Source organism: Staphylococcus sp. HMSC62B09 (genome assembly GCF_001839115.1).
Lineage (GTDB): Bacteria > Bacillota > Bacilli > Staphylococcales > Staphylococcaceae > Staphylococcus > Staphylococcus haemolyticus.
Genome location: NZ_KV840085.1, coordinates 54,987 through 76,099 on the forward strand (window position 1 = coordinate 54,987; position 21,113 = coordinate 76,099).

Annotated in this window: 18 protein-coding genes; 17 read left to right on the forward strand and 1 reads right to left on the reverse strand. The window is 32.7% G+C overall.

The window, feature by feature from the left end; genetic code table 11:
- Positions 1-33 precede the first annotated feature (33 nt).
- The 16 genes from truB to rny all read left to right on the forward strand — a co-directional run bounded on the left by truB (position 34) and on the right by rny (position 19,611).
- Complete coding sequence (truB, locus tag HMPREF3265_RS00840) at positions 34-951, forward strand: tRNA pseudouridine(55) synthase TruB (protein ID WP_070442332.1); 918 nt, start codon at positions 34-36, stop codon at positions 949-951.
- A gap of 14 nt (positions 952-965) precedes the next feature.
- Positions 966-1,937: a riboflavin biosynthesis protein RibF gene (gene ribF, locus HMPREF3265_RS00845; RefSeq protein ID WP_037537305.1), complete on the forward strand. Its 972-nt coding sequence runs from the start codon at positions 966-968 to the stop codon at positions 1,935-1,937.
- Between the two features lie 117 nt (positions 1,938-2,054).
- Positions 2,055-2,324: a 30S ribosomal protein S15 gene (rpsO, locus tag HMPREF3265_RS00850; protein ID WP_053018906.1), complete on the forward strand. Its 270-nt coding sequence runs from the start codon at positions 2,055-2,057 to the stop codon at positions 2,322-2,324.
- 135 nt (positions 2,325-2,459) lie between these two features.
- Entirely contained in the window at positions 2,460-4,562 is a 2,103-nt protein-coding gene (pnp, locus tag HMPREF3265_RS00855) for a polyribonucleotide nucleotidyltransferase (protein ID WP_070442333.1), read from the forward strand.
- A gap of 206 nt (positions 4,563-4,768) precedes the next feature.
- Complete coding sequence (gene rnjB, locus HMPREF3265_RS00860) at positions 4,769-6,442, forward strand: ribonuclease J2 (RefSeq protein ID WP_070860846.1); 1,674 nt, start codon at positions 4,769-4,771, stop codon at positions 6,440-6,442.
- Positions 6,443-6,677: 235 nt separating this feature from the next.
- The gene (locus HMPREF3265_RS00865) at positions 6,678-9,095 is read left to right on the forward strand and encodes a DNA translocase FtsK (RefSeq protein WP_070442336.1); all 2,418 of its coding nucleotides are present in this window, start codon (positions 6,678-6,680) and stop codon (positions 9,093-9,095) included.
- A gap of 3 nt (positions 9,096-9,098) precedes the next feature.
- The gene (locus tag HMPREF3265_RS00870) at positions 9,099-9,815 is read left to right on the forward strand and encodes a GntR family transcriptional regulator (RefSeq protein ID WP_070442363.1); all 717 of its coding nucleotides are present in this window, start codon (positions 9,099-9,101) and stop codon (positions 9,813-9,815) included.
- A gap of 25 nt (positions 9,816-9,840) precedes the next feature.
- Positions 9,841-11,115, forward strand: a complete 1,275-nt coding sequence (gene yfmF / locus HMPREF3265_RS00875) for an EF-P 5-aminopentanol modification-associated protein YfmF (protein ID WP_070485028.1) — start codon at positions 9,841-9,843, stop codon at positions 11,113-11,115.
- Complete coding sequence (gene yfmH, locus HMPREF3265_RS00880) at positions 11,115-12,404, forward strand: EF-P 5-aminopentanol modification-associated protein YfmH (protein WP_070860847.1); 1,290 nt, start codon at positions 11,115-11,117, stop codon at positions 12,402-12,404. Before yfmF ends, yfmH begins: the two co-directional genes overlap by 1 nt.
- The gene (ymfI, locus tag HMPREF3265_RS00885; RefSeq protein WP_070860848.1) at positions 12,404-13,108 is read left to right on the forward strand and encodes an elongation factor P 5-aminopentanone reductase; all 705 of its coding nucleotides are present in this window, start codon (positions 12,404-12,406) and stop codon (positions 13,106-13,108) included. Before yfmH ends, ymfI begins: the two co-directional genes overlap by 1 nt.
- A 188-nt stretch (positions 13,109-13,296) precedes the next feature.
- Positions 13,297-14,127: a YmfK family protein gene (locus HMPREF3265_RS00890; protein WP_070860849.1), complete on the forward strand. Its 831-nt coding sequence runs from the start codon at positions 13,297-13,299 to the stop codon at positions 14,125-14,127.
- A gap of 21 nt (positions 14,128-14,148) precedes the next feature.
- Positions 14,149-14,541 carry a helix-turn-helix domain-containing protein gene (locus tag HMPREF3265_RS00895; protein WP_070860850.1) on the forward strand — a complete coding sequence of 131 codons (393 nt, stop codon included), beginning with the start codon at positions 14,149-14,151 and terminating at the stop codon, positions 14,539-14,541.
- Between the two features lie 33 nt (positions 14,542-14,574).
- Positions 14,575-15,150 (forward strand): CDP-diacylglycerol--glycerol-3-phosphate 3-phosphatidyltransferase, encoded by a 576-nt coding sequence (gene pgsA / locus HMPREF3265_RS00900; RefSeq protein ID WP_037551603.1) that lies wholly within the window; start codon positions 14,575-14,577, stop codon positions 15,148-15,150.
- A gap of 154 nt (positions 15,151-15,304) precedes the next feature.
- Positions 15,305-16,447: a CinA family nicotinamide mononucleotide deamidase-related protein gene (locus tag HMPREF3265_RS00905; protein ID WP_070860860.1), complete on the forward strand. Its 1,143-nt coding sequence runs from the start codon at positions 15,305-15,307 to the stop codon at positions 16,445-16,447.
- A 174-nt stretch (positions 16,448-16,621) separates the two neighbouring features.
- On the forward strand, positions 16,622-17,665 hold the full coding sequence (recA, locus tag HMPREF3265_RS00910) for a recombinase RecA (protein WP_070442342.1): 1,044 nt from the start codon (positions 16,622-16,624) through the stop codon (positions 17,663-17,665).
- A 386-nt stretch (positions 17,666-18,051) separates the two neighbouring features.
- Positions 18,052-19,611 (forward strand): ribonuclease Y, encoded by a 1,560-nt coding sequence (gene rny, locus HMPREF3265_RS00915; protein WP_070860851.1) that lies wholly within the window; start codon positions 18,052-18,054, stop codon positions 19,609-19,611.
- Positions 19,612-19,884: 273 nt separating this feature from the next.
- Here rny and HMPREF3265_RS00920 read toward each other — a convergent pair whose 3' ends face one another.
- Positions 19,885-20,100: a hypothetical protein gene (locus tag HMPREF3265_RS00920; protein WP_037537291.1), complete on the reverse strand. Its 216-nt coding sequence runs from the start codon at positions 20,098-20,100 to the stop codon at positions 19,885-19,887.
- Positions 20,101-20,259: 159 nt separating this feature from the next.
- Here HMPREF3265_RS00920 and HMPREF3265_RS00925 point away from each other — a divergent pair, with 159 nt between their 5' ends.
- A complete protein-coding gene (locus HMPREF3265_RS00925; RefSeq protein ID WP_070442348.1) occupies positions 20,260-21,054 on the forward strand; it encodes a TIGR00282 family metallophosphoesterase in 795 nt (264 codons plus the stop codon).
- The last annotated feature ends 59 nt before the right edge of the window (positions 21,055-21,113 follow it).

Here is a 21,113-nt window from a genome sequence, read left to right on the forward strand (position 1 = left end):
ATAAGTGTACTTAAAACTGAAGGATGTGAAAAAATGTATAATGGTATTTTACCTGTATATAAAGAGCGTGGATTGACGAGTCATGATGTCGTCTTTAAGCTAAGAAAAATCTTAAAAACTAAGAAAATAGGTCATACTGGGACATTAGATCCTGAAGTTTCTGGGGTATTGCCAGTATGTATTGGTACTGCCACTCGTGTAAGTGATTATGTGATGGATATGGGAAAATCTTATAACGCTACCATAACTCTAGGGGAAAGTACGACTACGGAAGATCAAACAGGAGAAGTTATTGATAAAATAGATGTACAAGAAAATGCAATAAATATTAATAAAGTAGACGCTGTTTTAAAACAATTTGAAGGAATTATAGAACAAGTTCCACCTATGTATTCATCTGTTAAAGTAAATGGTAAAAAGTTATATGAGTATGCACGAAAAGGTGAAACTGTTGAACGACCAGTTCGTAAAGTAAATATAGATTCGATAGCACGCACATCTGAACTTCAATTCGAAGACGGGAAATGTCATTTTAATATTGAAGTTAAATGTGGTAAAGGTACATATATTCGCACATTAGCAACGGATATTGGTAAACAATTAGGGTATCCAGCTCACATGTCGCTATTGACACGAATAAATTCAGGTGGGTTTGACATTAAAGATAGTATAACATTAGATCAAATCTCACAATTACATGAGCAAGACACATTACAATCAAACTTATTTCCTTTAAAATATGGTTTGAAAAGTTTGCCGAAAATTTATGTATCTGATGAAAATATAAAAACTAGAATATTAAATGGACAAAAGTTTAATAAAAAACAATTTAATCAAACGATTGAACAACAACTCGTCTTTATTGATTCTGAGACGGAGGAAGTAATGGCAATTTATATTCAACATCCGGATAAAAATCATGAAATAAAACCTAAAAAAGTATTTAATTAAAGGAGTCTAAAGTTATGAAAGTGATAGAAGTAACCCATCCAATTCAAGAAAATCAGTTGATAAAAGAAGACGTTGCGATGGCATTTGGCTTTTTTGATGGCATGCATCGTGGTCATCATAAAGTGTTTGAAGCATTGGATGAACGTGCTGCAGCGCAAAATCTAAAAAAGGCAGTAACAACATTCGATCCTCATCCTTCTGTTGTGTTAAATCCTGAACGTAAACGCACAGATTATTTAACACCACTTTCAGATAAACTTGAAATGATTGAACAACACGACGTGGATTATTGTATTGTTATTAATTTTTCTTCACGATTTGCGAGTGTAACAGCAGAAGAGTTTGTTCAAGACTATATTATTAATAATCGCGTTAAAGAAGTGATTGCTGGTTTTGACTTTACTTACGGTAAATTCGGAAAAGGTAACATGTCCGTATTAAATGAAATGGATGAATTTAGCACTACAATAGTTGGTAAACAAGAAATGGATACTGAAAAAATCTCTACTACTGCAATTAGGGAAGCTTTGAAAGAAGGAAATTTAAAAAAGGCCAATGAGCAGTTAGGTTATCTCTATCGAATTAAAGGCACTGTAGTTCAAGGAGAGAAACGTGGACGTACAATTGGCTTTCCTACGGCAAATGTTCAACCAAGTGATGATTATGTTTTACCTAAAAAAGGGGTTTATGCTGTTAGTATGGCGATAGGTGCTGAAAATAAAATCTATCGTGGTGTAGCTAATGTTGGTGTTAAACCTACTTTTCACGATCCTTCTAAAGCTGAAGTAGTGATTGAAGTTAATATCTTTGATTTTAATGACAACATATATGGTGAACGCGTCATTGTTTATTGGCATCATTATTTAAGACCAGAAGTTAAATTTGATGGTATTGATCCATTAGTTGAACAAATGAATAATGATAAAGAAAAAGCGAAATACTTACTTTCAGTTGATTTCGGTGATGATGTATCGTATAATATTTAAAGTTGAGTTCTAGAAAATCGAATTCAACTTTAAATATTATTCCTTTATCTTGGCTGGTTGAGACTCCGACGCCTAGCTCAGATTAAGGTGTATACAAATTTTAGGAGGAATTTAATTATGGCAATCACTCAAGAACGTAAAAATGAAATTATCAAAGAATATCGCGTGCACGAAACTGACACTGGTTCACCAGAAGTACAAATCGCTGTTTTAACTGCAGAAATCGCTGCGTTAAACGAACACTTACGTGAACACAAAAAAGACCACCATTCACGTCGAGGATTATTAAAAATGGTAGGTCGTCGTCGTCATTTGTTAAACTACTTACGTAGTAAAGATATTCAACGTTACCGTGAATTAATTAAATCATTAGGTATCCGTCGTTAATTTTTATATATTAAGAGGAAAGCACCATTTAGTTTGGTACTTTCCTTTTTTTATCGTTTAATATAAATCACTAATATAAAATTTGAAAAATAAATGATATGATGTAGTTAATAGATTTCAGAGAGGAGATTCATAATGTCTCAAGAAAAGAAAGTGTTTAAAACTGAGTGGGCTGGAAGATCGTTAACGATTGAGACAGGACAATTAGCAAAACAAGCTAATGGTGCAGTTTTAGTGCGTTATGGAGATACGGTTGTATTATCTACGGCTGTAGCATCTAAAGAACCGCGTGATGGTGACTTTTTCCCATTAACAGTTAATTATGAAGAAAAAATGTATGCTGCTGGTAAAATTCCAGGAGGATTTAAAAAACGTGAAGGTCGTCCAGGAGATGAAGCAACATTAACTGCACGTTTAATTGATAGACCAATTCGACCACTTTTCCCTAAAGGATATCGACATGACGTTCAAATTATGAACACAGTACTAAGCGCTGATCCAGATTGTTCCCCTGAAATGGCTGCAATGATAGGTTCTTCAATGGCATTAAGTGTTTCAGATATTCCTTTCCAAGGACCAATTGCTGGTGTTAATGTAGGTTATGTTGATGGTAAATATGTAATTAACCCTACCGTTGAGGAAAAAGAAGTTTCACGTCTAGATTTAGAAGTTGCCGGTCATAAAGACGCTGTAAACATGGTAGAAGCTGGTGCAAGTGAAATAACTGAGAAAGAAATGTTAGAAGCTATTTTCTTCGGACATGATGAAATCAAACGTTTAGTAGCATTCCAAGAAGAAGTGGTAGCTCACATTCAACCTGTTAAAAAAGAATTTGTACCTGTAGAACGTGATGAAACACTGGTTTCAAGAGTTAAAACACTTACTGAAGAAAAAGGCTTAAAAGAAACAGTTTTAACATTTGATAAACAACAGCGTGACGAAAACTTGGATTCGTTAAAAGCTGAAATTGCAACTGAATTTGTTGACGAAGCAGATCCTGAAAATGAATTGTTAATTGATGAAGTTTATGCAATTTTAAATGACTTAGTTAAAGAAGAAGTACGTCGTCTTATCGCTGATGAAAAAATTAGACCTGATGGACGTAAACCAGATGAAATTAGACCACTAGAATCTGAAGTTGGTTTATTACCACGAGCACATGGTTCAGGTTTATTTACACGTGGACAAACACAAGCTTTATCTGTACTAACATTAGGAGCATTAGGTGATTATCAACTTATTGATGGACTAGGTCCTGAACAAGAAAAACGATTCATGCATCATTACAACTTCCCTAATTTCTCTGTTGGAGAGACAGGACCAGTTAGAGCACCTGGTCGTCGTGAGATTGGACATGGTGCATTAGGCGAGAGAGCATTAAAATACATTATTCCAGATACAACTGAATTCCCTTACACTGTACGTATTGTAAGTGAAGTATTAGAATCTAACGGTTCATCTTCACAAGCATCAATTTGTGGTTCAACTTTAGCTTTAATGGATGCTGGTGTGCCAATTAAAGCGCCTGTTGCAGGTATAGCAATGGGGCTAGTTACACGTGAAGATAGTTATACGATTCTTACGGATATCCAAGGTATGGAAGATGCTTTAGGGGATATGGATTTTAAAGTTGCAGGTACAAAAGAAGGTATCACTGCGATACAAATGGACATTAAAATTGATGGTTTAACACGTGAAGTCATTGAAGAAGCTCTAGAACAAGCACGACAAGGTCGATTAGCGATAATGGATCACATGTTACAAACAATTGATCAACCACGTAAAGAATTAAGTGCTTATGCTCCTAAAGTGGAAATAATGCATATTAAACCTGATAAAATTAGAGACGTAATTGGACCAGGTGGTAAGAAAATTAATGAAATCATAGATGAAACTGGTGTTAAATTAGATATTGAACAAGATGGTACAATCTTCATAGGTGCAATTGATCAAGACATGATTAACCGTGCTCGTGAAATTATTGAAGATATCACACGTGAAGCGGAAGTAGGCCAAGTTTACAATGCAAAAGTTAAACGTATTGAAAAATATGGTGCTTTTGTAGAATTGTTTGCCGGTAAAGATGCTTTATTACACATCTCTCAAATTTCAAAAGAACGTATTAATAAAGTAGAGGATGTATTAAGTATAGGCGATTCAATTGAAGTGAAAATAACTGAAATTGACAAACAAGGTCGCGTAAATGCTTCTCATAAAGCATTAGATGAAAATAAATAATATTTTAAGACTAGGAGATTATCTTCCTAGTCTTTTATTAGTTTATAGGAATCATTAAAATTAAGAATTATATAATATCTAATACTAAATTCGATTGTTACTATAATGCCTCAAGAAATACTTTAATAGTGTACATCCAACATAAATTAAACTATAATAAATTATGAGTTTATATGGACGGGGATTTTATAATAGGAGGTAACATTTTGAGTTTAGTGAAAAAAAAGAATGACGATATTCGCATCATTCCACTTGGTGGTGTCGGCGAAATCGCAAAAAATATGTATATCGTTGAAGTAGACGATGAAATGTTTATGTTAGATGCGGGGTTAATGTTCCCAGAAGATGAAATGTTAGGTGTAGATATTGTAATTCCTGATATTCAATATGTCATTGAAAATAAAGAAAAACTAAAAGGTATCTTTCTAAGCCATGGTCATGAACACGCTATTGGTGCAGTTAGCTACATTTTAGAACAAATTGATGCACCAGTATATGGCTCTAAATTAACGTTAGCACTTGTTAAAGAAAATATGAAGTCACGTAATGTTAAAAAGAAAGTACGTTATTATACTGTAAATCATGATTCAGTAATGAGATTTAAAAATGTTAATATTACGTTCTTTAACACTACACACAGCATTCCTGATAGTTTAGGAATTTGCATTCATACTTCATACGGTTCAATCGTTTATACAGGTGAATTTAAATTTGATCAAAGTTTACAAGGACATTACACACCAGATATCAAACGTATGGCTGAAATAGCTGAAGATGGTGTCTTCGCATTAATCAGTGACTCAACAGAAGCTGAGAAACCTGGATATAATACACCTGAGAATGTTATAGAATCGCACATTTATGATGCTTTTGCGAAAGTACAAGGACGCTTAATTGTGTCATGCTATGCTTCAAACTTTATTAGAATTCAACAAGTATTGAACACTGCAAGCAAATTAAATCGTAAAGTTTCATTTTTAGGTCGTTCACTTGAAAGTTCGTTTAATATTGCACGTAAAATGGGATATTTTGACATTCCTAAAGACTTGTTAATCCCTATTAACGAAGTTGGAAATTATCCTAAAAATGAAGTCGTAATTATTGCCACTGGTATGGAAGGCGAACCTATCGAAGCATTGAGCCAAATGGCCCAACAGAAACACAAAATAATGAATATTGAAGAAGGCGATTCAGTATATTTAGCAATTACAGCATCAGCTAATATGGAAGTTATCATTGCTGATACACTGAATGAATTAGTGCGCGCAGGTGCATATATTATTCCTAACAATAAAAAGATTCATGCATCTAGTCATGGTTGCATGGAAGAATTAAAAATGATGATTAATATTATGAAACCTGAATACTTTATCCCTGTTCAAGGTGAATTTAAAATGCAAATTGCGCATGCTAAGTTGGCTAACGAATCTGGTGTGGCGCCGGAGAAAATTTTCTTAGTCGAAAAGGGAGACGTTATTCATTACGACGGTAAAGATATGGTATTAAACGAGAAAGTTAATTCTGGCAATATTCTTATCGATGGTATTGGTGTAGGAGATGTCGGTAATATCGTATTGAGAGATCGTCATTTACTTGCAGAAGATGGTATTTTTATTGCAGTTGTTACATTGGATCCGAAAAATAGACGAATTGCTGCTGGTCCTGAAATTCAATCACGTGGCTTTGTATACGTCCGTGAAAGTGAAGAACTAATGAAGGAAGCAGAAGATAAGGTTCGTGAAATTGTTGAAGCAGGTCTTCAAGAGAAACGTATTGAGTGGTCTGACATCAAACAGAATATGCGAAATCAAATCAGTAAATTACTATTTGAAAGTACAAAACGTCGTCCAATGATTATTCCAGTTATTTCAGAAATTTAAGATATATACAATCCAAAAGAGGTCGGGACAACATCACAGTTGTGTAATAATTTAAAAGGTTATGTAAACTCATTACTTAAATTATTCACTTTAGTTTATGACGATAAGTCTAAATGTGGTTGGTATTGTTCCAACCTCTTTCATACTTTTAAAAATACTATTAATACATATCGGAATACTATAAATATTTGTATAAAAAGAAATACTAAGTGAGAAATAAAGAAGGTGTACTATTTTGCCACAAACTAAGAAAAAAACAACAACTCGTAAAAAGGGTGCAACAGCTCGTAAATCGACTAAGAAAAAGCAACAGAAAAAAGATAGCTCAATTCGCTATATCGTTGCAATCATTATAGTCATTTTGTCGGTTCTGGGAATGTTCCAATTAGGAATTGTTGGTCGAATGATTGATAGCTTTTTCAATTATTTGTTTGGAATGAGTCGCTATTTAACATATATATTACTAAGTTTGATTACAGTCTATATTGCAATGCAGAAGAAATTTCCTAAAACAAGACGGACTTTTGGGTTAATATCATTACAATTTGTCTTATTAATTACAACACAAATTATTTATCATTTTCAAAAAGGTGCAGTATCTGAAAGAGAACCTGTTTTATCCTATGTCTATAAGGCTTATGAACATAGTCATTTTCCGAATTTTGGTGGGGGATTAATAGGATTTTATTTACTTAAAATATTTATTCCACTCATTTCAATTGCCGGTGTCATCATTCTTACATTAATTTTATTAAGTTCTAGTATTATTTTATTGCTTAAACTTAGACATAGAGATGTTGTTAAAGCATCAATTGATAAAATGAGAAACTCAAGTCAAAGTGCATCATCTAATTTCAAAGTAAAAAGAGAACAAAACAAACTTAAAAAAGAAGAACGTCAACGTGAAAAAGAAGAAGAGCGTGAACGTCTACGACAACACAAATTAGAACAAGAACAACTTAAGTCAGAACAAATCAAAGATGTTAGTGATTTCCCTGAAGTTAGTACTGAACCAGAAGATATTCCTATATATGGACATAGTGAATCGCAAGAAAGTAAACAAACAACTACTAATAAACGTAAGAAAAGACGTTTTGGTTTAAATAGTGAAGATATTGATAAAGAGAATAGTAGTAACGATGAAACAAATCTAGAGGATGAAAATTTACCAGAGTCGAATTCAAATGATAATCATCAAATGAAAGGAACAATTTCCGAAGCTGGTGAAGAGTCAAATATGGCATATCACATTCCTCCATTATCATTACTTAATCAGCCAGCTAAGCAACAATCTACATCTAAGTCTGAAGTTCAACGTAAAGGCCAGATACTCGAATCAACAATGAAAAATTTTGGTGTAAATGCAAAAGTTAAGCAAATTAAAATTGGTCCAGCTGTTACACAATATGAAATCCAACCAGCCCAAGGAGTTAAGGTTAGTAAAATTGTTAATTTGCATAATGATATTGCACTCGCTTTGGCAGCGAAAGATGTACGAATTGAAGCACCAATTCCAGGTCGATCAGCTGTTGGTATAGAGGTACCAAATGATAAGATTTCTTTAGTTACGCTTAAAGAAGTTCTTGAATCTAAATTCCCAGCGAGTAATAAGCTGGAAGTTGGACTTGGTAGAGATATTTCTGGTGAACCAATGACAATTCAATTAAATGAAATGCCCCACCTATTAGTTGCAGGATCAACTGGTAGTGGTAAGTCAGTATGTATCAATGGCATTATTACTAGTATTCTTTTAAATGCAAAACCTCATGAAGTTAAACTTATGTTAATTGATCCTAAAATGGTGGAATTAAATGTTTATAATGGGGTGCCACATTTATTAATACCGGTAGTTACAAATCCACACAAAGCTTCTCAAGCATTAGAGAAGGTAGTTGCTGAAATGGAACGACGATATGATTTATTCCAGCATTCATCTACACGTAATATTGAAGGGTATAATAAATTTATACGCCGTCAGAATGAAGAACTTGATGAAAAACAAGCAGAATTACCTTATATAGTAGTCATTGTAGATGAGTTAGCTGATTTAATGATGGTTGCAGGCAAAGAAGTAGAGAACGCAATTCAACGTATCACTCAAATGGCTAGAGCAGCAGGCATTCATTTAATTGTTGCTACTCAAAGACCATCTGTAGATGTAATCACTGGTATAATCAAAAATAATATACCATCACGTATTGCGTTCGCAGTAAGTTCTCAAACTGACTCTAGAACAATTATAGGCTCTGGTGGAGCTGAAAAATTACTTGGTAAAGGTGATATGTTATATGTAGGAAATGGTGAATCAGCTCAAACGCGTGTACAAGGTGCTTTCTTAAGTGATCAAGAAGTGCAAGATGTAGTTAACTATGTTGTTGAACAACAAAAAGCAAATTATGTGAAAGAAATGGAACCAGATGCGCCAGTAGATAAATCAGAAATGAAGAGTGAAGACGCTTTATATGAAGATGCATATATATTTGTAATTGAACAACAGAAAGCTAGTACTTCACTATTGCAACGACAATTTAGGATTGGCTATAATCGTGCTTCTAGATTAATGGACGATTTGGAACGTAACCAAGTTATCGGACCACAAAAGGGTAGTAAACCTAGACAAGTATTAGTAAATTTAGATGATGAAGAGGTGTAAATGATGACAGAGTTAAACTCAGCTTTTAAAGTGAAAGAATATATTCTTAAGCAGATTAAAGAACAATCTTTAAAACCTGGTGATAAACTACCTAGCAATTTATCTATTGCTAGAGAATTAAATGTAAAAACTGATGATGTCTATGAAGCGATTGGTGAACTCATAACTGAACAAGTCTTGACAGATAACTTTGAAGAAGGACCAAGCGTAAAAACATTGCACCCCTTCTTCTATCCATTGAATAAATTATTTAGCATCAACGATATGATTAAAGAAGCTGGCTACCACTCAGGCACGGAATATTTAAGTTTAGAGCAACAACCTGCCTCCGTACTGGATGCACAAATGTTAGGTATCAATGATAAACAACCTATTACAATCATTGAACGACTGCGTACTGCCAACCACCAACCAGTAATTTATTGTTTAGATAAAATCGCAGAAGATTATCTAACATGTGCAGACTATCAAGTGAGCGATGGTTCTATGTTAAATGCAATAGAGACTAATACGGGACATAAAGTCGCTTCAGCTGAAACAGAGGTTGAAGCCATTAGTTATGAACCACATATTTCTGATATTCTAAACGCATCTCCACATGAAGGTTTAATGCTATTAAAGGTTGTACATTATGACGAAATGGGTAAACCTATTTTATACTCATTAAATTATGTGAAAAGCAGTCTAGTTAAATTTAAATTGACGCGTACAAAAATATAGAAACAATATTAAGGAGTGTGGATGAATGTTAGAACAACAAACTAATAATGAGCATCAAATACATATTGATGTGTTACCTACAGATAAATTTAAGACAACTTTGATTACCTTTAAATTTATGGCACCTTTAGAATATGAAACTATTACAGCACGATCATTGTTAAGCAAGTTGTTAATACGTGCTACAAAAAAATGGTCCACGGATAAAGCATTTAGTAAACATCTATCTGAACTATATGGTGCATACATACATAGTTTTGTCTCAAAATTTAAAGATAAACACGTTATCACTATCTCGTTAGAAATAGTTAACGAACGCTATTTAAAAGATTCACCCCCCTTATTTGAAAAAGGATTAAATGTACTATATGAAGTGATAATGAATCCACTTATAGAGAATAATGCCTTTAACACAACGTTTGTAAATCAAGAAAAATCATTATTATCAAAGAAAATTGAAGCTGTAATTGATAATAAAGCACAATATTCTTTCTTGAATTTATTAAAATATATGTTTAAAGATGAACCTTATCGTCATTTAGCGACAGGTCAGATTGAAAAAATTAGTACAATCACACCTGAAAATTTATATAATACATATCAAAACATGATTAGTAATGACCTATGTTCCATTTATGTAGTAGGTAACGTAAATAAACAAGAAGTTAAACAATTAATTCAATCTAAATTTACGATTAATCCATTTACAATAGCGAAAACTAATCAACTTAATTTAAAAGATTCAAGTTCAGAAACACAATATATAGTTGAAGAAGATGAAGTTGATCAAGCTAAATTAAATATGGGTTATCGTTTTCCAACACGATTCGGGGCAAATGATTATTATGCATTGGTTGTATTAAACACGATGTTCGGTGGCGATCCATCATCTGTATTATTTAATGAAGTGCGTGAAAAACAAAGTCTAGCATATTCAATACACTCTCAATTAGATGGTAAAAACGGTTATCTTTTTGTATTAAGCGGTGTTTCAGCAGATAAATATGAACTTGCTAAAGATACAATTTTAGAGGAGTTTGATAAGTTTAAACGCGGTGAATTTGATATAGATAAATTAGAACTTGCTAAAAAAATTATCATTTCTCATAGGCACGAAATAACCGATCGACCTAAAAGTATCATTGAGGTCATGCAAAATCAACTACTGTTAGATTATAAACAAACAGACGAAAACTACATAGATCACATTCAAAAAGTAACAAAGGATGATGTGATATCAATGGCTAATAAAGCAGAACTAGATACGATATATGTACTTACAAAGGGGGATCATTCTTAATGAGGGAAACATACTATGAATTGATTGATGAACGTGTTTTTGAACATGAATTAACTAATGGTTTACGTTTATTTGTTATCCCAAAAAAAGGATTCCAAAAGACGTTTGTAACGTATACTACTCAATTTGGCTCTCTTGATAATACTTTCAAACCTCATAATCAAAATGATTTTGTGACCGTGCCAGATGGTGTCGCTCACTTTTTAGAGCATAAGTTATTTGAGAAAGATGATACTGAAGATTTATTCACTGCATTTGCCAATGATAATGCTCAAGTAAACGCATTTACTAGTTTTGATCGCACTAGCTATCTGTTCAGTGCAACAGATAATGTTGAAAGGAATATTTTAAGATTATTAGAAATGGTTGAAACGCCTTTCTTTTCTAAGGAAACGGTAGATAAAGAAAAAGGTATTATTGCTGAAGAAATAAAGATGTATCAGGAGCAACCTGGTTATAAAATTATGTTTAATACTTTACGTGCTATGTATCAAAATCACCCTATTAAAGTTGATATAGCAGGAAGCGTTGAAAGCATTTATAACATTACTAAAGATGATTTATATTTATGTTATGAAACATTTTATCATCCATCAAATATGGTGTTATTTGTCGTTGGAGATGTCAATCCTGAAAACATACGTGACATAGTTGAAACTCATGAAAATAAAAGGGATAAAACGAATCAGTCTAGCATTGAACGAGCAACTGTTGATGAACCAACAAATGTTATAACACCTTTTGTTTCAGAAGAAATGAAATTACAATCTCCTAGATTAATGTTAGGTTTTAAAAATGAACCAACTGAAGCGTCACCACATGAATACGTACAATATGATTTAGAAATGACACTATTTTTCGAATTAATATTTGGTGAAGAAACTGAATTTTATCAGACTTTATTAAATGAAGTTTTAATAGACGAATCATTTGGATATCAATTTGTACTCGAACCTACATATTGTTTTTCAATTATCACGAGTGCAACGCAATATCCAGATAAGTTAAAAGAAGTGTTGTTAAGAGAGCTAAACAAGTATTGTGGTAATCTTGATGATCAAGAAGCATTTGAATTGTTGAAAAAACAATTTATTGGGGAATTTATTTCAAGTTTAAATTCTCCTGAATATATTGCAAATCAATATTCTAAATTATACTTTGAGGGCGTCAGTGTATTCGATATGTTAGATATTATAGATAATATAACATTAGATAGTATTAACGAAACATCATCTAAATATTTAAATATCAATAATATGGTTGATAGTCGATTGGAGCCTAAAGCTTAATGAGAGCGTTAGTACTTGGTGGGTCAGGCACTATTGGAACAGCAATTGTAGAGCGTTTATTAGAAGAAGGTAATGAAGTAATTATTCAATATTTTCAATCAGATTTAAAAGCATTACAAGATAAGTACAAAGGCGAAGCAGTCGAATTTATACAAGCTGATTTGACGCAAAATATTGATTTGGAAACTACGTTTGCTCACATCAAACATTTAGATTGTTTGATATACAGTAGTGGTACAGCTTTGTATGGCTTATTGCAAGATATGTCAGATAATGATATTGATTTTAGTTATAACATTCATGTTAAGCAGTTAATTAGATGTTGTCGTTATTTTATAGACTTAATACGTCAAAGTGAGTTTGGTCGAATTATTGTTATTTCATCCATTTGGGGTGAAACAGGTGCGAGTATGGAAACAATTTACTCGGCAATGAAAAGTGCACAAATCGGTTTCGTCAAAGCGCTAAGTCAAGAATTAGCGATGACTAATGTCACTGTTAATGCTATCACGCCTGGTTTTGTAAGTGGAAATATGTCACAAGTTTTTAATTCAGATGAATTGAAAGCTATATTAGCAGAATTGCCTCAGCAAAGAATGATTAATCCTTGTGAAATTGCGCATACGTGTGCTTATTTATGGAATCCTCTAGCGAAAAGTATTACTGGAACTGTTCAAAAAGTAAACGGTGCTTGGTATATTTAAGTTGTGACAATTGAGGATGTGACAATTGAGGATGTGATAGCATTTATCGTCACTATTCTATTAGCTATAGTAAATTTCCCTTACACAGTAAAAAAAGATTTTTGAACTAAGTTCTAAATGCTATAATATGATTACTAATTTTAATATTCCGATGGTAGGTTACCATTTAAAACAAGGGGCGGATATTGATGACAGTAGCCGAAAAGAAAGAATGGTATCTTGAATATGAAATCACAGTTAACCGAGCAGGTTTACTGGGTGATATTTCGAGTTTACTTGGTATGTTAGGTATAAGTATCATTACGATTAACGGGGTTGATCAAGGTCGACGGGGTTTATTAATTAAAACGGACAGTCTTGAGAAAGTTAATCGCTTTGAACATATAATCAATGAGCTTAGTGAGATAGAAATTACTAAATTAAGAGTACCTGAATTGCGTGATAGATTGGCTGTTAGACATGGACGTTATATTGAACAAGACGCCGATGATAAAAAAACTTTTCGTTTTGAACGTGAAGATTTAGGTTTATTGGTAGATTTTTTGGCTGAACTATTTAAAGAGGAAGGTCATAAATTAATTGGTATCAGAGGTATGCCGCGTGTCGGAAAAACAGAATCAATCGTAGCAGGAAGTGTATGTGCGCACAAGCGATGGCTATTTATTAGTTCTACATTGATTAAGCAAACTGTACGAAGCTCTCTTATAAAAGGAGAATATGATTCTAACCATGTTTATATTATTGATGGCGCTGTCACTGCTAGAGAATCAAACCCTAAGCATCAAGAATTAGTGCGTGAAGTAATGACCTTACCATCAATCAAAGTGGTTGAACATCCAGATTTATTTGTGGAATCGGGTAATTATAGCATGGATGATTTTGATTATATTATTGAATTAAGAGAAAATGAAAATCAAGAAATTGAATATGATCAAATGAAACAACAAACAGTTAAAAGTAAAAACACGCTAGACTTTGGAGAAGACATGTTTGGCGGAGGATTTGGATTTTTTGAATAGTGGTTGTGGAGGCTTTTAGAAGTGAAGACAATTGGTGAAACATTAAAAGGTAGACGTGAAAGGCTAGGAATGACGTTAGCAGAATTAGAAGAGCGCACTCAAATTAAACGTGATACGTTGAAATTAATCGAACAAAATCAGTTTGATAAATTAGCTAAAGTTGATTACGCAGAGGGTTTTATTCGACGTTATGCGAGTGTGGTAAATATTGATTCACAACAACTGATTCAAGCGCATCAAGAGGAAATACCAGATAGTCAACATCAATTGAATGAGCTTTTATATAGATATCATAATGATGACGCGCCTACATATCGTAATAAGAGTAAAGAACCTTTACAATTAATGATAATTATTGGTGGCATTATTGTAATAACTTTTATCTTATGGGTCTTAGCTGTGTTACTATTATAAAATGAGAGATAAATTTAGAAATGAGGCTTTAACATGAATATTCCAAATCAAATTACGGTTTTCAGAGTAATATTAATTCCGGTTTTCATATTATTTGCTCTAGTAAACTTTGGATTTGGCAATGTATCTATTTTAGGTGGATTTGAAATCCGTATTGAACAACTTATTGCTGCTATCATTTTCATTGTAGCTTCTTTAAGTGATTTCCTAGATGGGTACTTAGCTAGAAAATGGCAACTTGTAACTAATATGGGTAAATTCTTAGATCCACTAGCTGACAAATTGCTAGTTTCCAGTGCATTAATTGTTATGGTTCAATTAGGACTTACAAATTCAGTAGTAGCAATCATTATAATTGCACGTGAATTTGCTGTTACAGGATTACGTCTATTACAGATTGAACAAGGGTTTGTTAGTGCTGCTGGTCAATTAGGTAAAATTAAAACTGCTGTGACTATGGTTGCGATTATTTGGATTTTATTAGGTGATTTATTAGCAACATGGATAGGCATCCAAATTGGACAAGTATTACTTTATATAGGTGTTTTATTCACGATTTTATCTGGTATTGAATACTTTTATAAAGGTAGAGATGTTTTCAAACATTAAATTAGTGAAATATAACCAAGAATGATAGTGATAGAAAGATAATTCTATTCCTATTTATTCTTGGTTTTTTAGTTCAATTTTTAGAATAAATGTCATACTTTGCATTATAATGATAGATGTTGTGCAAGAATTATCGTTAGGGGGATAAATGGACATGAATATTTCAATAATAGCTGTTGGATCTGAGTTATTATTAGGACAAATTGCTAATACGAATGGACAATATTTATCAAGATTATTTAATAGTATTGGTAAAAGTGTTGTCGAACATACTGTGATTGGCGATAATCCTCAAAGATTAGAGTATGTTATCAAAGAGGGGTTAAAACGTTTTGATACACTTGTATTTACTGGGGGATTAGGACCTACAAAAGATGACTTAACAAAGCATACTGTTGCGAAAGTGCTTGGTAAAAATCTTGTGACAGATACAAATGCATTAGAATATATTGAGAATTATTTTAAAGAACAAGGACAAGAAATGACACCCAATAATAAGCAACAAGCTTTGGTTATTGAAGGTGCAAAAGTATTACAAAACAATTATGGGATGGCACCTGGTATGTTTGTGGAATATGAAGATAAGAAAGTCATTTTATTACCTGGCCCACCAAGTGAAATGCAACCAATGGCAAAGAATGAGTTATTACCTTATTTAATGGATGAAGATAGAGTTATACACTCAGAACAATTAAGATTCGCTGGAATTGGAGAATCTAAAGTTGAAACAGAGTTAATGGATTTAATTGATAGTCAAGATAATCCAACCATTGCTCCATTAGCTGGTACGCATGAAGTTTATATTAGATTAACTGCTAATGCAAATACTGAAAATGAATGCAAAAAGTTAATTGCACCTACTAAAGAGAAGATTCTTGCAAGAATAGGTGACTATTATTACGGTTCGGATGATATCGTTATTGAACAGGCATTAATGAATATTATAAATAAAAGTTTCAGCATATATGATGGCGTGACAAATGGTGCACTATATACACGTTTGAAAAACCAAGATTTAAATCATTTATTGAAAGGACAACTACCTGATTCATCAGTCTTTGTTTCTGATTTTGATGATATTCAAGATAAATTAAAATATGTATCTCAATATGTAAAAGATTTATATAAAACTGATTGGGGTATAGCGTTATTACACGATCAAGAACAAGTTTATCTTGGATACTATGATGACAGTGTGTTTAAATATGAGACATTTAAAATGCCTCTAAAACGAAATATTTTAAAAAGCAGAAGTCAAAATTATGCCATGATAAAGTTAATAAATTGGTTTAAATAGTTATTATTTTTGAAAACTAGAGTATTTTTTAGTACGTTTGTTCGATTTTGTCTTGTCTCGTATTGTTAAAAGCGAACAAATATTCGCAAAATGCTTGTAATTAGATTCAATTGAATGTATAGTATTAATTAAGATATTAATACGATGATTAACTCATTAATAGGAGGTTTCGCTTTGGATAATGATCGTCAAAAAGCTTTAGATACAGTTATAAAAAATATGGAAAAATCATTCGGTAAAGGTGCCGTTATGAAACTAGGCGATAATAAAGGACGCCGTGTTTCAAGTGTTTCAAGTGGTTCAGTTACATTAGATAACGCACTAGGTGTAGGTGGATATCCTAAAGGTAGAATTATAGAGATTTATGGACCAGAAAGTTCTGGTAAAACAACAGTAGCTTTACATGCTATTGCGGAGGTACAAAAGAACGGTGGCGTTGCTGCATTTATCGATGCCGAACACGCACTTGATCCGGTATATGCAGAAGCATTAGGTGTAGATATTGATAATTTATATCTATCACAACCAGACCATGGTGAACAAGGTTTAGAGATTGCTGAAGCTTTCGTTCGAAGTGGTGCGGTTGATATTGTAGTAGTTGACTCTGTTGCCGCATTAACACCTAAAGCAGAAATTGAAGGTGAAATGGGCGATACGCATGTAGGACTTCAAGCTCGTTTAATGTCACAGGCGTTACGTAAATTATCTGGTGCAATTTCAAAATCAAATACAACAGCCATTTTCATTAATCAAATTCGTGAAAAAGTTGGTGTAATGTTTGGTAACCCAGAAACTACACCTGGTGGACGTGCATTAAAATTCTATAGTTCTGTTCGTTTAGAAGTTCGTCGTGCTGAGCAGTTAAAACAAGGCCAAGAAATTGTTGGTAACAGAACTAAAATTAAAGTTGTCAAAAACAAAGTTGCACCACCTTTTAGAGTCGCTGAAGTAGATATTATGTATGGTCAAGGTATCTCTAAAGAAGGTGAATTGATTGATCTTGGTGTTGAAAATGACATCGTAGATAAATCAGGTGCATGGTACTCATATAATGGTGATCGAATGGGTCAAGGTAAAGAAAATGTAAAAATATACCTTAAAGAAAATCCTCAAGTTAAAGAAGAAATCGATCGTAAGTTACGAGAAAAACTTGGTATTTTCGATGGAGATGTTGATGAAAAAGAAGATGCACCGCAAACCTTATTCGATGAAGAATAATATTTACAATTTTAATTATTGAAGTGAATATTTCGCTAACTATATAGCAATAAAGTTTTAGTAAAATACGTCAGTTCACTAAAATTCACTTTTATTATATGAAATAAGCCTGCTACATTTGATAAGATACCCTAGTATTAAGCATTGAATAAATGAAATACTAGGAGGCATTTTTTATCACTTAACATTGTAGTAGGATTTTTGTTTTTATATAAACTTACATATAGTAAGTAATATATGTAAATTCGAAATACAGTGCAATTTCATATCTTGACACTAACAAGTTAATAAACGTACAATTAATATGTATAATTATTATACATTTATAAAAATCATAAAGAGATTTTGATATACAAAGCAAATACCTAGAAAAAGGAGGTGTTTATGTGAATTTATTAAACCTCCTACTCATTTTGCTGGGGATTATTCTAGGGGTTGTTGTGGGGTATTTTGTAGCCCGAAATTTATTGCATCAAAAGCAATTACAAGCTAGACAAACTGCTGATGATATTATCAAGCAAGGTCAAAAAGAAGCTGATAATATCAAAAAGGAAAAATTATTAGAGGCAAAAGAAGAAAACCAAATCATAAGAGAACAAACTGAATCAGAACTACGTGAAAGACGTGGTGAGCTTCAAAGACAAGAAGCCCGACTTCTTCAAAAAGAGGAAAATTTAGATCGAAAATCTGATCTTCTCGATAAAAAAGATGAGATTTTAGAACAAAAAGAATCTAAACTTGAAGAAAGACAACAACAAGTAGATGCAAAAGAGAGTAGTGTTCAGACATTAATAATGAAGCATGAACAAGAACTAGAACGCATCTCCGGTCTCACTCAAAAAGAAGCTGTAAATGAACAACTTCAAAGGGTTGAAGAAGAACTGTCACAAGATATTGCAGTACTTGTTAAAGAAAAAGAGAAAGAAGCTAAAGAAAAAGTTGATAAAAAAGCAAATGAATTATTAGCTACTACCGTTCAAAGATTAGCTGCTGACCATACAACTGAATCAACAGTTTCAGTAGTTAATTTACCAAATGATGAGATGAAAGGTCGTATCATTGGTAGAGAAGGTAGAAATATTAGAACTTTAGAAACATTAACAGGTATTGATTTAATCATTGATGATACACCAGAAGCGGTTATTTTATCTGGTTTTGATCCAATTAGACGTGAAATCGCGCGTACAGCATTAGTTAATTTAGTCTCAGATGGACGCATCCATCCAGGCAGAATTGAAGAAATGGTAGATAAAGCTAGAAAAGAAGTAGATGACATTATTAGAGATGCTGGTGAACAAGCAACATTCGAAATCAATGTTCATAATATGCACCCAGACTTAGTTAAAGTCTTAGGTCGTCTAAATTATAGAACTAGTTATGGTCAAAACGTCTTGAAACATTCTATTGAAGTGGCGCATTTATCTGGAATGCTAGCTGCTGAACTAGGAGAAGATGTTAGCTTGGCCAAACGTGCTGGATTACTTCACGATGTTGGTAAAGCGATAGATCATGAGGTTGAAGGTAGCCACGTAGAAATAGGTGTTGAATTAGCTAAAAAATATGCAGAAAATGAAACTGTAATTAATGCTATTCACTCTCATCATGGTGATGTTGAACCAACTTCTATTATTTCAATTCTGGTAGCAGCTGCTGACGCATTATCTGCGGCTAGACCAGGTGCTCGTAAAGAAACGCTTGAAAACTATATACGTAGATTAGAACGCTTAGAAACACTTTCTGAAGGTTATGATGGTGTAGAAAAAGCATTCGCTATTCAAGCAGGTCGAGAAATTAGAGTTATTGTTTCCCCTGATGAAATAGATGACTTGAAGTCATACAGACTGGCTAAAGACATTAAAACGCAAATAGAAGATGAATTACAATATCCTGGTCACATCAAAGTGACAGTTGTAAGAGAGACAAGAGCAGTAGAGTATGCGAAATAGTTTTTAACAGATCCAAATTTTGGGTCTGTTTTTTCTTTTCAGTTAAAATTCAATTATTAATTGAATTTAATAAAGTAGGTGAAATGTTGTCATTAAAAAAGAGTGAGATTGAATTCATTACGAATTCATAGTCTCACTCCAAATAAATGACTAGAACCAAAAAGTACAAACTGATTGAGGACATACTCAAAGTTCAATCATTTAATATAAATTTTCATTGTAAACTTAAACTATTTGATGTTCATGCTTATCCTTAATTGATAGTCTTATAAATTATTTAAGTTGTAAATCTGTTTTTCTTAATTCAGAAATTATTTCTGCTGTATCATAGCAATTAGTAGCAATATTTGAATATCTTTCAGCTAAACGATAAGCGTTGATGTATAATTCAAGACTTTCTTTAGCGATATCTTCTGCATCTTCAGATTTAGATGGATTAGATTTTACCACTAATTCTGCAAACTTCTCTGGATCAATATTAATTGACATGTAAATTTTACAACTCCTATTACTTTTGATAAACCTATCTTAACATATGTTGTATACATGCTAAAGAAAATAGATATCAAATTTAAAAAGAGTATGAATATCCTCTTTTATTATAGACCTATATGAATTAAACTATTTTTATGAGAGGATGAACATTCAATGAGGATATTATTTATTGGAGATATCGTAGGTAAAGTTGGAAGAAATGCGATTGCTGAATATTTACCTAAAATAAAAAAATCATATAGACCTACTGTAAGTATCGTTAATGCTGAAAATGCAGCGCACGGTAAGGGTCTAACTGAAAAGTTATATAAACAATTATTAAGAGATGGCGTAGATTTCATGACGATGGGTAATCATACATACGGCCAACGTGAAATTTATGACTTTATTGATGATGCAAACAGAATGGTAAGACCCGCTAATTTTCCAAGTGAAGCACCTGGTGTAGGCATGAGATTTATTCAAATTAATGATATTAAATTAGCAATTATTAATTTGCAAGGCCGTTCATTTATGCAAGATATCGACGACCCTTTTAAAAAAGCTGATCAACTTATTGAAGAGGCTAAAAAAGAGACTAATTTTATATTTGTTGATTTTCATGCAGAAACGACATCAGAAAAAAATGCAATGGGATGGTATTTAGATGGTAGAGTAAGTGCGGTAGTTGGTACGCATACACACATTCAGACTTCAGATGAACGTGTACTACCGAATGGCACAGGGTATATTACTGATGTTGGTATGACAGGATATTACGATGGTATATTAGGTATTAATCGTGATGAAGTAATAGAGAGATTTATCACAAGCTTACCACAGCGTCATGTTGTGCCGGATGATGGAAGAAGTGTTCTATCTGGTGTTATTATAGATTTAGATAAAGATGGAAAAACAAAGCAAATTGAAAGAATTTTAATTAATGATGATCATCCATTTAATAAATAATTTAAAAGAAATTTATAGATGAATGAATATAGTCCATTAGTATGAATTTAAATAATTGC

What these genes read in the sequence shown, in the direction of transcription:
- truB (WP_070442332.1), top strand. Translation starts at nt 34, where the DNA reads ATGTATAATGGTATTTTACCTGTATATAAAGAGCGTGGATTGACGAGT.
- ribF (WP_037537305.1), top strand. Translation starts at nt 966, where the DNA reads ATGAAAGTGATAGAAGTAACCCATCCAATTCAAGAAAATCAGTTGATA.
- rpsO (WP_053018906.1), top strand. Translation starts at nt 2,055, where the DNA reads ATGGCAATCACTCAAGAACGTAAAAATGAAATTATCAAAGAATATCGC.
- pnp (WP_070442333.1), top strand. Translation starts at nt 2,460, where the DNA reads ATGTCTCAAGAAAAGAAAGTGTTTAAAACTGAGTGGGCTGGAAGATCG.
- HMPREF3265_RS00870 (WP_070442363.1), top strand. Translation starts at nt 9,099, where the DNA reads ATGACAGAGTTAAACTCAGCTTTTAAAGTGAAAGAATATATTCTTAAG.
- yfmF (WP_070485028.1), top strand. Translation starts at nt 9,841, where the DNA reads ATGTTAGAACAACAAACTAATAATGAGCATCAAATACATATTGATGTG.
- yfmH (WP_070860847.1), top strand. Translation starts at nt 11,115, where the DNA reads ATGAGGGAAACATACTATGAATTGATTGATGAACGTGTTTTTGAACAT.
- ymfI (WP_070860848.1), top strand. Translation starts at nt 12,404, where the DNA reads ATGAGAGCGTTAGTACTTGGTGGGTCAGGCACTATTGGAACAGCAATT.
- HMPREF3265_RS00890 (WP_070860849.1), top strand. Translation starts at nt 13,297, where the DNA reads ATGACAGTAGCCGAAAAGAAAGAATGGTATCTTGAATATGAAATCACA.
- pgsA (WP_037551603.1), top strand. Translation starts at nt 14,575, where the DNA reads ATGAATATTCCAAATCAAATTACGGTTTTCAGAGTAATATTAATTCCG.
- HMPREF3265_RS00905 (WP_070860860.1), top strand. Translation starts at nt 15,305, where the DNA reads ATGAATATTTCAATAATAGCTGTTGGATCTGAGTTATTATTAGGACAA.
- HMPREF3265_RS00920 (WP_037537291.1), bottom strand. Translation starts at nt 20,100, where the DNA reads ATGTCAATTAATATTGATCCAGAGAAGTTTGCAGAATTAGTGGTAAAA.
- HMPREF3265_RS00925 (WP_070442348.1), top strand. Translation starts at nt 20,260, where the DNA reads ATGAGGATATTATTTATTGGAGATATCGTAGGTAAAGTTGGAAGAAAT.